This window comes from Pseudomonas sp. PGPPP1 (assembly GCF_002255865.1).
GTDB classification, from domain to species: Bacteria; Pseudomonadota; Gammaproteobacteria; order Pseudomonadales; family Pseudomonadaceae; genus Aquipseudomonas; species Aquipseudomonas cremoris.
The window spans coordinates 847,317-861,655 of the sequence record NZ_NKIG01000001.1 but is presented as its reverse complement, the minus strand read 5'-3'; the positions used below and the strand labels follow the sequence as shown (position 1 = coordinate 861,655).

Sequence of the window (14,339 nt, the reverse complement as noted above, 5' to 3'; positions counted from 1 at the left end):
CCATGTGCGGAATCAATGACAGGCATGTCGACTATTAACGGCGACCTGTGGTCTTACCGGGAAAGCCCAGATAGAGTTCATGGCATTAGAGGTTACTTTGACGAGGTTTGCGATGTCCCGCACGATCCGTTTTCACAAGTTTGGTCCGGCCGAGGTGCTCAAGTGCGAAGAGCATGCAGCCGCGTTGCCCGCACCGGGCGAAGTGCAGGTGCGAGTCGAAGCGATTGGCATCAGTTGGTATGACATTTTGTGGCGCCAGAACCTGGCGTCTTCCCATGCACGCCTGCCCTCGGGGCTTGGCCATGAGATGGCCGGAGTCGTGGTCGCAGTAGGCGACGGCGTGGAAGATTTGTCGGTGGGCGATAAGGTGGCCAGTTTTCCGGCCGAGAGCCCCAATGATTACCCGGTGTATGGCGAGCAGATCGTCCTGCCCCGTTCGGCCCTGACCCGTTACCCGGATGTCTTGAGCCCGATCGAAGCCAGCGTGCACTACACGCCGCTGCTGATTGCCTACTTTGCGTACATGGACCTGGCACGCGTCAAACCTGGGCAGTTCGCCCTGGTCACCGACGCCAGCCACTGCGCCGGCCCGTCCTTTGTACAGCTGGGCAAAGCCTTGGGTGTGCGGGTGATTGCCGCGACCAAAGACAGCGCAGAGCGCGAGTACTTGCTGTCTCTCGGGGCGGAAAAAGTCATTGTCACCGAAGAGCAGGATCTGCTGATGCAGGTCAACAAGTTCACTGATAACCGTGGCGTGGACGTCGTATTCGACGGCCTTGGCGGTCCGCAGATGTCATTGCTCGGTGATGTATTGGCACCCCGTGGCAGCTTGGTGCTTTACGGCCTGCAGGGTGGCAACCAGACGCCATTCCCGGCATGCGCTGCATTCCAGAAAAACATTCAGTTCTTTGTGCACTGCATAGGCAATTTCACCGGCAAGCCGGAGCTGGGCATTACCCAAGACCAAGTGGCTTTGCAACGTGCCCTGCGTGACATCAACCAACTCACGGCTGATCGCGTGCTGGTGCCATTGAAAACTACAGTGTTTCCATTCAACCAGTTCGTGGAAGCACACCGCTATATGGACGAATGTCCGTGCCGTGAACGCGTAGCGTTGCAGGTAGAAGCTGTTTAGGGTGTAGGAAGATTCGCAAACGACTCTTCCAGCCCGCTGGCGAATGGGGCAAAAGCGCCATTTGACAGGACTCATCCTGCTCTACCTCTAAAGCGTCGGTTTGGCGCTTTAGCCCAGCAAAATCTACCTTTCTCCTTTACGCCGCGCCGGATTCCAGCGCGGCGTCGTTGTGTGCGCGCCATCATCCTGTCGCTTGGTGTCAATCTGGACTGGTTTTCGGCCAGGTTCTGTATCTGTTAATCGATACTCCAGCATTGATAATTGCATCTTCACTTTCATCTCAAGGACTGAGCAATGATTGAATCTTCGAAGTCGCAGCTGGTAGTTGCCATAACTAACAACGCAGCACTCATGTGGGATCATGGAAACAACAAGGCCCGAGGAAAGTCTCAATTCAACAAATGGATAAGTTGTTTGAGTTCTGTAGGTGGGACGCTTCTTTAATTGATTGGTTAAAGGTGTGTAGGAGTTTGTCGGAACGATCCTAGGGCGGTGCTTTCCGCCCTAAACACTCGGTAAATGCTGCATTTGCGTGCATGAGACATGCTCGGATCCTCCGTGAGTGTGTCGATTTTGAATGGCTGCTGAGTGCTAGTGTTTATTCATCGGCGTACGGTGCGCCGAGCAAATCTCTTACACGCACAATAGATCGGGCACATACTTTTCAGCTGCTCGAAACTGATATTTAAACGTAGGTAGTAGAACAATGAGCGCTATTCACGAACAGGCCATGAATTATGTTTACCAGCAAGTTCTGAAACGGTTGATTGGGCACTTTACTCGAGAGGAACGCACGGTACTTCAATTGTTGATTCAGCGGATCATTGTGTCAGCCGGTGGTATGGAGCAGATCGGCGACTACAAAGTCTTGATCGCCCATGGCGGCGGTGTTGTGAGCAGCTACACCCTGGCGCTGTTGCGGGCCGCACAATTGACGATTGCGGGTCGGTCCCCTCGGACCTTCAAGCTGCGAGTCGCAACCCTACGGCATGCAGGCATGACCCAAGGCACGCTTGATACGCTCAACCGTGGCTACGGCCGGCTGTTTTTCCATGACGACTCGCGGGTAGAACTGCTGATGGTGGACAACCAGGAAGTTCACCCCTTCAACCATCAGCGCCCGGCGTCCAGCATGGGTCGCGAAACCAGTCAGCGCAATATGCTGATGGCGGGCCACCTGACCTCAGGAGACTGTAGGGCGATACTGTGCAGTGACACCTATTTGGCACTGGGTGATTTCCATCAACGCGTCACCACGTGGCATGGCGGCGTCCATGCATTGGTCAGCGGTGATTCCCCGCGTAAGCAGAGCCAACTGCTCGCCTGGCTCAAGAAGTCAGCCCAAGGCGCGGGCGTGGCCATACCGAGCGCCCGTCCGCCGACTCTCAACGGCTTGTTCACTCGCATGACCGAATGGAGCGAGGGGTACTACCGCGATATGTACGGCGAGCATTACGTCGCCAGCAGCAACCCCAGCAAGGCGTGTCATCGCCATCTGGCTTATATCGGCATTGCCGACCTGCTGGAAAGTGTGGTGCCCGCATCCTCGTCCTTGCTCAACGACTTCATGGCCTATGCGACAGATCCGCTCGACTTTCACTTTAGTCAGCCGGCCTATGCCAATCCGTTACTGATGGCTCATCTGCATGGCCTGCAGGGGGAATGCCTGCGTGATCTTAATTATGAGGAGGGTGTGAAGGGCTTTATCCAGCAGGCGGCCCGGAACACACGCCGCCGAGAGCTGCCCGAGCGGCTCTTGGCTCAGGCGACAACCCGCGAGGGACGTGATACCTCGAACACCCTTGCACAGCAATTCTTCGGCCTGGATGGAACTCAACTGACCTGCATGCTCTATTCGCCGTTTATCCACCATGGCGAACGCCTGGAAAGCTATCTGCGTCAGTGCCATCCGGGCATGCTGGTGGCGCTGCCGGAACTGCACAAGGTCCTACAAGGCAAGCCCTCTGCCGACATGCTGCAACAGTGGGTCACGGACACCAGCGGTTTACCGATGGCCTTGTTGCAGCACCTGTACCGTAAGCGGCCAGAAGGGCAGGCGGTTGATGTCCTTGCGGCCAGGCGGCCTGATGGGCAGCCTTGTCAATTGTCCGGTCGATGATCCTGCGCGGCGAGCGGCAGGCAGATTTTGCCTACCAGGCGGTCTATCGCTACATCATCAGCCTGATCGGCGAGGTCAGCACCGATGCGCGGGTAAAACTGCCATCGCTGCGGCAGTTGGCCACGCGTTTGAGCGTATCGATCTCAACGATCCAATATGCATATTCGCTACTGGAGAAGGAGGGCAGGGTCTACTCGGTGGCCAAGTCGGGTTACTACGCTTGGCCGATTCCGACACAGCCGCCGACATGGACAGGCGGGGATCTGCTTGATCGTGTGTATGCCGCTGCTCGACGACCCAGCGTGGTGGTGCTCAGCGGTGATGAGCCGACACTCCTCGCCTCATTGGATGGCCCTCTGTTAAAGCTGGAGCGGGAATTGGTGCGCCAATACCCGCGACATCTGCAGCCCTGGTCCCAACCTTGTGGTGTCTGGGAGCTTCGGGATGCATTGGCGGCGCGGTATACCTCCTCACCTACGCGTTGCTGGCACGCGGACGATGTCTACATTGGCGCTGATTTGCGTGGCGTGCTGGACCTCTTGACCGAAGTGCTGGGCCTGCGGGGTACCACCGTTATCGTGGAGTCGCCCTGTGACTGGTTGATCCTGCGTGTACTACAGGATGCCGGGGTGCGTGTCATCGAACTGCCCTGGCTGGCGGATGGCAACCTGGACCTGGGCACCCTCGACCACCTGCTGAACGTCGAAGCGGTGCACCTTGTGCTGCTGTCATCGACAATCAGCTTGCCGTCCGGGCTCGGCATGTCGGCCGGTGATCGACTCGATGTAGCGCGATTGCTGGATCAATACGGTTGTTGGGTGTTGGAAAACGACACCTTTGGTGAGTTGAACTTCAAGTCGCTACATACGCCGTTGCGAGACGTGGTGAACCCCGAACGGCTGATGGTGTTTTCCACGTTCGAGAAAATCCTGGGTTCGGAAGCCCCCTACGGTTATCTGCTGTCGCGGCGAATGAGCCGCGAATTGCAGCGCCAGTTTTTACTGCGTTCCTTCCGGTTATCGTCGATCCGCCAGCGCGCTATTGCCCGGTTGTACCAAAGCGGGCGCATGGACCAGCACCTGCGCACCTTGCGCCAGCAGTTGCGTCAGCAAGCCGAGCAAATGGCTGAGCGCCTTGAGCTACACCTGGCGGGCCAGTTGACCTACCGAATGCCACTTGCCGGCGCTACGTTCTGGCTGGGTTCCACCCGGACAGTCGATATGCGTCAGGTATTCCAGCGCTTGCTCGCTCAACATGTGGTGGTGGCACCTGGCGAGCTGTTCAGTCTCAGCGGCCTGCACCAGCAGCACCTACGTTTGAGCCACACGTTTCATGGGCAACCCAACCTGGACGACACCCTGGTTACGCTAAGCGAAGCACTGCGCCAGGCTCAGATAGGTTAGCGGGTGAAGTTTCTCTTTCGGTCGTAGGATTTATAACGTCGCGCAGTAGTCGAACTCTCAGTAAACTGGCATTTTTCCTAATCCTTCTTTCCGAGGTTTTTGCATGACAATCAGTCCTTTTGCGGGCAAACCGGCGCCAGCCCAGTTGCTGGTGGATATCCCGCGACTGGTCACGGCCTATTACACCGGCCAGCCTGATGCAGCAATCTCTACCCAGCGCGTGGCCTTCGGTACCTCGGGGCACCGTGGCAGTTCGTTCGAGCTGAGTTTCAATGAATGGCATGTGCTCGCCATCAGCCAGGCCATTTGCCTGTACCGCGAAGCGCAAGGTATCAATGGCCCGCTGTTTGTTGGCCTGGATACTCATGCGCTGTCGACGCCTGCCGGTGCCAGTGCGCTGGAAGTGCTGGCCGCCAACGGCGTGCATGTGATGTTGGCTGAAGGTGATGAATACACGCCGACCCCGGCGATTTCCCACGCCATCATTTGCTACAACCGTGGCCGCACCAGTGGCTTGGCTGACGGCATCGTGATCACGCCGTCCCACAACCCGCCACAGAGCGGCGGCTACAAGTACAACCCGCCGAACGGCGGGCCGGCCGATACCCACGTCACCAAGTGGATCGAAGCCAAGGCCAACGAGCTGCTGGCCAATAAGCTCGCCGGGGTCAAGCGCGTCACCCACGCCCAGGCACTCAAGGCCGACACCACTCATCGCCATGACTACCTCAACAGCTACGTGGCCGACCTGATCAATGTGATCGACATGGACGCCATCCGCAGCGCCGACCTGCGCCTGGGCGTGGATCCGTTGGGCGGAGCAGGGGTGCGTTACTGGTCGGCGATTGCCGAGCATTACCGTCTGAACCTGGACGTGGTCAACACCGAAGTCGATTCGACCTTCCGTTTCATGAGTGTCGACTGGGACGGCCAGATCCGCATGGACCCGTCGTCCAGCTACGCCATGCAAGGCCTGATCGGTCTCAAGGAACGTTTTGACGTTGCTTTCGCCTGCGACCCAGACCACGACCGTCACGGCATCGTCACACCGTCTGGCGGCCTGTTGGCGCCGAACAACTACCTCGCGGTGTCCATCGACTACCTGTTCCAGAACCGCCCGGATTGGCGCGCCGACGCGGCCGTGGGCAAGACCGTGGTCAGCAGTGGCTTGATCGACCGCGTTGCTGCACGCATTGGCCGTCGTCTGTACGAAGTGCCGGTAGGCTTCAAATGGTTCGCCGATGGCTTGTTCGAAGGTTCGCTGGGCTTTGGCGGCGAAGAAAGCGCCGGTGCCTCGTTCCTGCGCAAAGACGGCACCGTGTGGAGCACTGACAAGGACGGCCTGATCCCGGCGCTGCTGGCGGCGGAAATGACCTCGCGCAAAGGCCAGGACCCGAGCCAGATCTACCGTGGCCTGACCGACGCCCTGGGCGAGCCGTTCGCTATTCGTGTCGACGCCAAGGCCACGCCGGCGCAGAAAGCGCTGTTGGGCAAGTTGTCGCCGGAGCAGGTGACGTCCACTCAACTGGCCGGGGAAAGCATCCAGCAAATTCTTAGCCACGCGCCGGGCAACAACCAGGCAATTGGCGGCTTGAAAGTGATGACCGAAAACGGCTGGTTTGCGGCACGACCGTCGGGTACCGAGGACATCTACAAGATCTACGCCGAGAGCTTTATTGGCGAGGATCACCTCAAGCAATTGGTGGAAGAGGCCCAGGTGCTGGTAGACGGCGCGATCTCCCAGTAACACAGCAAAACCAAAGGTGGGAGCGGGCTTGCTCGCGAAGGCGGAGTGTCAGTAACTGAATGTGTTTCTGATACACCGCCTTCGCGAGCAAGCCCGCTCCCACATTCAGGCCAGGTCCACCAAGACGATCTCGCTGTCCTCAATCGCCGTAACCCGTAACACTTGCTCATCTTCAACCGCTACACCATCCCGAGCTTGCGCCCGCAAGCCATTGATCTCAATCACACCCGTTGCCGGCACCAGATACGCACGGCGTCCGCTGTCCAATCGATACTCCGCACTTTCCCCGGCTATGAGCGTCGCCGCCACCAACCGTGCATCGGCACGGATGCGCAGACTCTCGCTGTCACCGGCCTTGCCACTGGCCAGGGTCACAAAACCTTCGCGACCGTCTTTCGGAAACGGCTTGGCGCCCCACGACGGCGGCAGGCCGCCTTCGTTGGGAATGATCCAGATCTGAAAGATCTTGGTCGGCGTGGCTTCCAGGTTGTATTCGCTGTGGGCAATCCCGGTGCCTGCACTCATCACCTGCACATCGCCAGCTTCGGTGCGGCCTTTGTTGCCCAGGTTATCGGCATGGCTGATGGCGCCTTCGCGCACGTAAGTGATGATTTCCATGTCGCGATGCGGGTGCTGTGGGAAGCCGGTGCCCGGCGCGATGATGTCATCGTTCCACACCCGCAGGTTGCCCCAATGCATGCGCTTGGGATCATGGTATTCGGCAAACGAAAAATGGTGATGAGCGTCAAGCCAGCCATGATGGGCGCCGCCCAGGGAGTTGAAAGGTCGAAGTTCAAGCATGATCGTCTCCTGTTGATGCCGACTATGATCCGCCAGCCGATGATCGATAAAAAGCGTAAAAAATGCCTGATTCCTATCGGTAGATTAGATTGATTGCTGGCGTTTTGACTTTCACTTCAACGGCTAACTGCATGACAGGTAAGCAATTGGCTGGAACTCGGCGCCGATTCCGGCGACCATGGCCCACTCGTTAACGCCAAGCACACCGCAGGAGTCCGCGTGCCGCAACAACAGCCTGATCTGCCTCCCGAACTGCGTCCACTCGCGGAAATGCCCTTGCTCAAACGCCTCGCCGCACGCCTGTTTGGCCATGGCTTGACCCGTCTACGCGCCCAGCATCGGTTTTCCTGGCTGCATGGCCAGGCCGATGGTTTTCGTAGCGGTCACGAGGCAGGCGTGGAATACGGCTACCGCGAAGGTAAGGCCGATGGCATCGAAGAAGGGCGCCAAGTCCTGTTGATCCGCGACTTCCGCCCGGACGAGCACCGTGCGCCTGGGGTAGACGACAGTCTGTTCGATGATTGGCGACTGCCGCTCACTGCCGAATTGAAGAAGCGCATCAAGGCCGACGTGGCGCGCTTGCTGCCGGCCCACGCCCAGCCCAGTGCGGCGCAATGGAAGATGATTTTCAGCGATACGCCGTCTACCTCAGTGATTGCCGGTGCGGGCGCGGGCAAATCCACTTCGCTGGTACTGCGTATTTTGCTGCTGACCCATTACCTGGGCTTCGAGCTGAGTTCGATGACCGTGGTCACCTTCACTCGGGAGTCGCGTAAGGACTTCATCAACAAGCTCATGGAAATTCTGAGCGTGTGGGGCCAACCCCTTGGTATCAAGGAGGCCCAGGCAGTGGTGCGCACCTTTCACTCGCGTATCCTGCCGATGGTGCGCAGCCTGCCGGGCTTTGAGCGCTTGCAAGCGTTCGAGAACCTGGGGGCGGGCTTTGAGGATGCCGACAGCAACCCGTTCGACCTGCGCATCAATGAAGCTCAACGCCAGCACATGAATGCCTGCTACCACCGCCTGCATGGCCAGCACGCGCGCTTTCGCGAATTGATCGCACCGTTGGCCCGCCATGGCCTGCAACTCAAGGAGCTGGAGCGCGATCACCCAGATGTGCAGAAGCGTGTGGCGGTGACCGAACTGGCGGCCAAGCGCGATGAAGAGCTCTGCGACGTGATCGAAGACCTGTGGTTCCGTGCAGGGGCCTGGCCGATCAAGGGCATAGAGCCTAACCGTCAGCCAGTGGAGATCAACGGCGCGCAGTTCCACTGCCATGGCTACATTCCCGAGCTGGATGCCTGGGTGGTGCTGGGCTTCGACTCGCGGGAAAACGCCCAGGTCAGCCGGCCGAACTCGAAACTTTCAGTGCGCGCTGAGTGGGCAGTAAAACGCACCCTGTTTCAAGCTTTCTGTCGTAAACCTTTGATCTGGATAGATAGTTATGAGTCTTCAAAGAGGCTTTTGAGCAGTCTGGCCGGCGATGCCGCTGCCGGGCCTGGCTTTGATTACAAGGTCAAGGGCGAACTGGCATCGGCGCCGTTGCTGGACAGTTTTGTGACCGCCGCCGGGTTTATCGAAAACCTCGGCCTGGACGTGCCCACGGCAGTGGGCCAGATGAGCTTCGCCAAAGATGACCCGGACCGCTTGTTCTTTGAAGCCCTGAGCATTTTCTGGAAGGCCCTGGAAGACCACCTGCTGGACCAGTCGCCGCCGATCATGACGTACAACCGCATGTTCTCGCTGTTCGGCGAGAACACCCCGGAAAACCTCAAGCTGCTCAGTGATCCGTTGCTGCGGCCGTTGTCGCACCTGATGATCGACGAGTTCCAGGACGTTTCCCCGCAGATCGTTTCCTGGTTGCGCGCCAGCCTGCGCGAGATTCGCAGCCGCGGCCCTGCCATGCATGTAGGGCGCGGTGCCCAGCATTCGTCACTGCTGTGCGTAGGCGATGACTGGCAGTCGATTTACGGCTGGCGTGGCAGTTCGCCCAAATACTTCATGGAGTTCAACAAGGAATTCCCATCGCCAAGCACCACCCGCGTGATGCTGAGTGAGAACTACCGCAGCCATCAACACATCATCGATGCCGCCGAGCACATTGTGCGCGCAGCACCGGCGATCCCCGGTAAAAAAGCCAAGGCCAGTGGTGCGCCCAAGACACTGGTGCCGGTCGCGGTGCTGGAGCGGGATGAGGCGGCCCTGGGGCGGCAATTGCTCAAGCACTATCAACAGGGCGAAAGCGTGTTGATGCTGTATCGAAAAAGTAGCGATAAGTTATTGATAAAAGAGCATATTCAGTCTGTACTTAATGTGGATTCTAGCTTGCCGCCCGCCTCTCGCAGGCTGAAACAGCTGACCTATCACAGTGCCAAGGGCCTGCAGGCAGATGCGGTATTCCTGTTTGGGGATTGCCAGCACGTCACCCGATCCCCCTATAAGAACCAGGTATATCGAATGGCGGGTCTGGGCAAGGAAGGTGACAGTGAGCCGTATGACTCTGCGCAAAAAGACGAAGTATTACGCCTGGCCTATGTGGGCATTACCCGTGCAGTGAGCCATTGCTATTGGTATGTGGAGAAGCCAGAAGGCCAGGCAGTGAATGTGCCGAAGGCGTCAGAACGGGTGGATGGCAAGAAGGCCTTCTTCGACGATCAACGCAATTAGCAGCTGAACGCAGCTCCCAAGCCTGGCACACATCCAAATGTGGGAGCTGGCTAGCCTGCGAAAGCGGTGGGTCAGCCAGCATCTGCACAGACTGACACACCGCCTTCGTCTGAAAAACGGGCGTCAGGCCCGCAATGACACGGGTGGCACAAACGCCTCCAGTTCATCCTCCACCGCCTCGATAATCCGCTCCACATCTGCCGCATTCATCACCGTGGCGCAAGGGATGCCGGCAATGGCGATCAGCGTTTCGCCGCTGGCGCGGTCGAACAGGCGGGCGACCATGCTGCCGGGCGCGTCCATGCTGCCCTCGAAGCCCATCGGATGAAAGTGCCAGCGCATCAGTTGGCACGCATTCGGGAACGTCACTTTATTCATCTTGCCCACCTTGTTCATTGAGCGCTTCCTTTAGCTCGCGTCAGGGGGCCATGACCTTCACTGGTCGTGGCGTCGAAGGAATAAAAAATAGCACTCGTGGGCAGGCCCAAGGTGAGTTTTTTCGCTCCGTTCGGCGGTTGTTTTCCATAACTATGATGTAGGTCATGTCCTACCGATGGATTGGGCAAAGGGCCATTATCCGGAACTGTCGATTGGCCATTGTCGAAGCCTGTAAAATTCGGCAATCTCCATGGTTTACCCGCCCCAGAGCCATCCATGCCAAACATCGCCCTAGACGATGACAACCTGCACACCCAAGCCACGGGTGACCTGGTCCTTCGCCACCATCTGTGCTGGCGGCACCGGGATTTGGACGGCGTAATGTCCTACTACCACCCGGACATCCAGTACCACGACTTCTTCCAGAACCGTGTCATCGGCCACGCCGAGTTGCGTGAATACCTGCAAGCCAGCATGCCCCGCGAAGCCGACGAAGCGATTGAGCACACCGACCGCATCCGCGCCGACGGCGACACCGCGTTTATCCAGTACCGCATCACCTTGCGGGGTGGCCACGGCCTGGTGTCGTTTCGCACCAGTGAAGCGATTACCGTGCGCGATGGGCTGATCTGGCGGGTCAATGAATACGCCTCGCTGGTGCATGAACCGCCGGCCCAAGCGATGCGTCCGACGGTCAGCCGCCTTGGGTTGTCGCCCCAGCAACTCGGGCATATGGCCAATGACTTGCAGCAGTACTTCGAGCGCAAGCAGCCGTATCTGGACCCTGAGCTGGACTTGCAACGGGTATCCAAGGAGTGTGGCTACAGCCGCAATCAGATTTCCTACCTGCTGAACCAGGTGCTGGGGCAAAGCTTCTACCGTTACGTCAACCAGGCCCGTCTTCAGCATTTGCTGGCCGCACTGGACAAGGCCGCGCCGCCGATCAAGGTCGATGACCTGGCGTTTGCTGCCGGTTTCAATTCGTTGTCGGCGTTCTACAGCGCGTTCCGCCAACACACAGGCCAATCGCCCAAGGCTTACGTCAAACAAATTTCTTTGCGTGCACGCGCGCAAGACAGCCCCTGACACCGCGCCCTAGGATCCACCCTATCGTAACGAGGGTGGGGAACCGGGCATGCCAGCATGGCGCACTATCAGTTTATGGATGGACCAGTTGGACGACCCGCTCGTGGCGCGGCCATCGCTGGAGCACGACCTGGACGTCAACGTGGTCATTATCGGCGCCGGCTACACCGGGCTGTGGACTGCGTACTACCTGAAGCGCCAAGCCCCTGAGCTGAACATCGCGATCATCGAAGCGCAAACCGCCGGTTTCGGCGCGTCGGGGCGCAACGGTGGCTGGCTGATGGGCAACCTGCTGGGAGAGGATCGCCTGTTGGCAGGCCTTGACCCCGAGCAACGGCGCGCCTCGTTTGACCTGTTGCACGGTATTCCCGATGAAGTGGCGCAAGTGCTCACCCGTGAGGGCATCGACTGCGACTACCGCAAGGGCGGCGCGCTGTACTGTGCCGCGCGTTACCCGGAGCAGGAAGGCAGCCTGCGCAGCTACCTGGACAAGCTCTACGAGCAAGGCCTTACCGAAGCCGATTACCGTTGGCTGACCCCGGAGCAACTGGCCAAACAAATCCGCATCGCCAAGCCCTATGGCGGTATCTATGCGCCCCATGTCGCCACCATCAACCCGGCCAAGCTGGTACGCGGTCTGGCGCGGGTGGTGGAGGGCATGGGGGTCAGGATCTACGAAAACACCCCGGCCACCCATTGGCAGTCCGGTCGTGTACGCACCGCAAAGGCCAGCGTGCGCGCCGCCTGGGTGGTGCCAGCCGTCGAGGGGTACGCCAACACCTTGCCGCCACTGGGCCGTTACCAATTGCCAGTGCAAAGCCTGATCGTGGCCACCGAGCCATTGCCCGCCAGTACGTGGGACCAAATCGGCCTCAGCCACGGCCAGGCATTTGGCGAGAGCAGCCGTCAGGTGACGTACGGCCAGCGCACCACGGACAACCGCTTGGTGTTCGGCGCCCGTGGCGGCTATCAATTCGCCGGCAAGCTGCGTCACAACTTTGATTTGACTGACAGTGAAGTGGAGCTGCGTCGCTACCTGTTCGGCGAACTCTTCCCACAGCTCAGAAACGTGAAGATTACCCATTCCTGGGGCGGCAACCTCGGTATGTCGCGCCAGTTTCGGCCGCACATGCTGTGCGACCACAAGACCGGCATTGCGTTGTCGGGTGGTTATGGCGGGGAGGGCGTGGGCGCCACCAACCTGGGTGGTCGCACCCTGGCCGACTTGATCCTGGGGCGCGACACAGCGCTGACCCAGCAACCCTGGGTTATCCATGAGCGCGGCCTGGACGCACTTAAGCCCTGGGAGCCCGAGCCGTGCCGCTGGTTGGGCTACAACGCGATCATTCGCAGTTTCGTCCACGAAGACCAGGTGTTGGCCAATCCCAACACCGCCCCTTGGCGCCGCAAGTTGGCGACAGGCGTGGCCGGGTTCATGGAAGGGTTCATGCACTAAGTTGTTTCACTCACACGGGAAAACCCATGAGCATCACTCAATTCAAAGACACGCTGAACGCCTACCTGCCGGACTCGTCCCCGGTGGCAGTGCCCTTGGGCGAGCCTATCGCCGTGGCCTCGACCTTGAGCGTTGAGCGCACCGACGGCGTCGAAACCGGCATCTGGGAATGCACCCCGGGCCGCTGGCGTCGGCAGATCAAATCCCAGGAGTTTTGCCACTTTATCCAGGGCCGCTGCACCTTCACCCCCGACAGCGGTGAAATCGTTCACATAGAAGCCGGCGATGCACTGATGTTGCCGGCCAACAGCACCGGAATCTGGGATATCCAGGAAACCGTGCGCAAGACCTACGTATTGATTCTGTAACGCTTTGATCCTTGATCGCCTGCCATAAAAACAGCCCTAAAACCGCCAGGAAATCGAACCATGAAAGCCATTGCCCTGTTGCCCTTGATGTTGGTGGCCTCTATCAGCCAGGCCGCCGAGACGGTGAAGATCTACAACTGGTCGGACTACATTGCTCCGGACACCACCAAGAACTTCCAGACAGAAACCGGCATCGGTTTCACCTACGACGTGTACGACAGCAATGAAACCCTGGACGGCAAGTTGATGACCGGTAAATCCGGCTACGACGTGGTGTTCCCGTCCAACCATTTTATGGCTCGGCAGATTCAGGGCGGTGCGTTGAAAAAACTCGACAAGAGTCAGTTGCCGAACTGGAAAAACCTCAACCCCGTGCTGTTAAAGGCCCTGGAAAACAACGACCCGGGTAACGCTCATGGTTTCCCGTATCTGTGGGGCAGCACCGGTATTGGCTACAACATCGACAAGGTCAAGGCGGTGCTGGGTGACAACGCACCCGTGGACTCCTGGGACTTGATCTTCAAGCCCGAGAACATGGCCAAGCTGCAAAAATGCGGTGTGGCGATCCTCGACAACGGCCCGGAACTGCTGCCGGCTGCGCTCAACTACTTAGGGCTGCCGCATCACAGCAAGAAGGCCGAAGACTACAAAAAAGCGGAAGACCTGCTGATGAAAGTGCGGCCGTACGTGGCGTACTTCCACTCTTCGAAATACACCGCTGACCTGGCCAACGGCGATATCTGCGTGGCGGTCGGCTTCTCCGGCGACATCCTGCAGGCCGAAAGCCGAGCTAAGGAAGCTAAGAACGGCGTGAACATCGGCTACAACATTCCCAAGGAAGGCGCGGCCATCTGGTTTGACATGGTTGCCATGCCCGCCGATGCTCCGGATGAAAAAGCTGGCTACGCCTTTATGAACTACCTGCTGCGTCCCGAAGTGATGGCCAGCATTACCAACTACGTGCATTACGCCAACGGCAACAGCGCGGCGGACAGCCTGGTGGACCCGGCGATCAAGGCGGACACCAAGGTCTACCCAAGCCCGGAAATGATGGGCAAGTTGTTTGCGCTGGAAGCGATGCCATTGAACGTTGACCGGATTCGCACGCGGGTGTGGAACACCATCCGTACCGGTAAATAAGCACGACGCACCGCTCCCACATTTTTGACCGAGTGAGTC

Annotated in this window: 11 protein-coding genes; 9 read left to right on the top strand and 2 right to left on the bottom strand. The window is 58.9% G+C overall.

What is annotated here, in order from left to right:
* The first annotated feature begins 112 nt into the window (after positions 1 to 112).
* From CFE47_RS03935 to pgm, 4 genes are all read left to right on the top strand, one after another.
* Positions 113 to 1,135 carry a zinc-dependent alcohol dehydrogenase family protein gene (locus tag CFE47_RS03935; RefSeq protein WP_286835581.1) on the top strand — a complete coding sequence of 341 codons (1,023 nt, stop codon included), beginning with the start codon at positions 113 to 115 and terminating at the stop codon, positions 1,133 to 1,135.
* Between the two features lie 706 nt (positions 1,136 to 1,841).
* The gene (locus tag CFE47_RS03930; RefSeq protein WP_286835580.1) at positions 1,842 to 3,254 is read left to right on the top strand and encodes a hypothetical protein; all 1,413 of its coding nucleotides are present in this window, start codon (positions 1,842 to 1,844) and stop codon (positions 3,252 to 3,254) included.
* Positions 3,251 to 4,657, top strand: coding sequence for an aminotransferase-like domain-containing protein (locus tag CFE47_RS03925; protein WP_286835695.1), 1,407 nt, complete (start codon positions 3,251 to 3,253; stop codon positions 4,655 to 4,657). The genes CFE47_RS03930 and CFE47_RS03925 overlap by 4 nt, the downstream gene beginning before the upstream one ends.
* A gap of 103 nt (positions 4,658 to 4,760) precedes the next feature.
* Positions 4,761 to 6,404, top strand: a complete 1,644-nt coding sequence (gene pgm / locus CFE47_RS03920) for a phosphoglucomutase (alpha-D-glucose-1,6-bisphosphate-dependent) (protein WP_286835579.1) — start codon at positions 4,761 to 4,763, stop codon at positions 6,402 to 6,404.
* A gap of 105 nt (positions 6,405 to 6,509) precedes the next feature.
* Here the strand turns inward: pgm and CFE47_RS03915 are convergent, their stop codons facing one another.
* Positions 6,510 to 7,205 (bottom strand): pirin family protein, encoded by a 696-nt coding sequence (locus tag CFE47_RS03915; protein WP_286835578.1) that lies wholly within the window; start codon positions 7,203 to 7,205, stop codon positions 6,510 to 6,512.
* Between the two features lie 219 nt (positions 7,206 to 7,424).
* On the opposite strand from CFE47_RS03915, the gene CFE47_RS03910 reads away from it, so the two are divergent.
* Positions 7,425 to 9,872 (top strand): UvrD-helicase domain-containing protein, encoded by a 2,448-nt coding sequence (locus tag CFE47_RS03910; RefSeq protein ID WP_286835577.1) that lies wholly within the window; start codon positions 7,425 to 7,427, stop codon positions 9,870 to 9,872.
* Between the two features lie 123 nt (positions 9,873 to 9,995).
* Here the strand turns inward: CFE47_RS03910 and CFE47_RS03905 are convergent, their stop codons facing one another.
* Entirely contained in the window at positions 9,996 to 10,268 is a 273-nt protein-coding gene (locus CFE47_RS03905; protein WP_185706290.1) for a DUF1652 domain-containing protein, read from the bottom strand.
* Between the two features lie 258 nt (positions 10,269 to 10,526).
* Here CFE47_RS03905 and CFE47_RS03900 point away from each other — a divergent pair, with 258 nt between their 5' ends.
* The 4 genes from CFE47_RS03900 to CFE47_RS03885 are packed head-to-tail and all read left to right on the top strand — an operon-like array spanning position 10,527 to position 14,300.
* Positions 10,527 to 11,336 carry a helix-turn-helix transcriptional regulator gene (locus CFE47_RS03900; RefSeq protein ID WP_286835576.1) on the top strand — a complete coding sequence of 270 codons (810 nt, stop codon included), beginning with the start codon at positions 10,527 to 10,529 and terminating at the stop codon, positions 11,334 to 11,336.
* A 49-nt stretch (positions 11,337 to 11,385) separates the two neighbouring features.
* A complete protein-coding gene (locus tag CFE47_RS03895; protein ID WP_286835575.1) occupies positions 11,386 to 12,792 on the top strand; it encodes an NAD(P)/FAD-dependent oxidoreductase in 1,407 nt (468 codons plus the stop codon).
* A gap of 26 nt (positions 12,793 to 12,818) precedes the next feature.
* The gene (locus tag CFE47_RS03890; RefSeq protein ID WP_286835574.1) at positions 12,819 to 13,160 is read left to right on the top strand and encodes a cupin domain-containing protein; all 342 of its coding nucleotides are present in this window, start codon (positions 12,819 to 12,821) and stop codon (positions 13,158 to 13,160) included.
* A gap of 60 nt (positions 13,161 to 13,220) precedes the next feature.
* Positions 13,221 to 14,300, top strand: a complete 1,080-nt coding sequence (locus tag CFE47_RS03885) for a polyamine ABC transporter substrate-binding protein (RefSeq protein ID WP_286835573.1) — start codon at positions 13,221 to 13,223, stop codon at positions 14,298 to 14,300.
* Positions 14,301 to 14,339 lie beyond the last annotated feature (39 nt).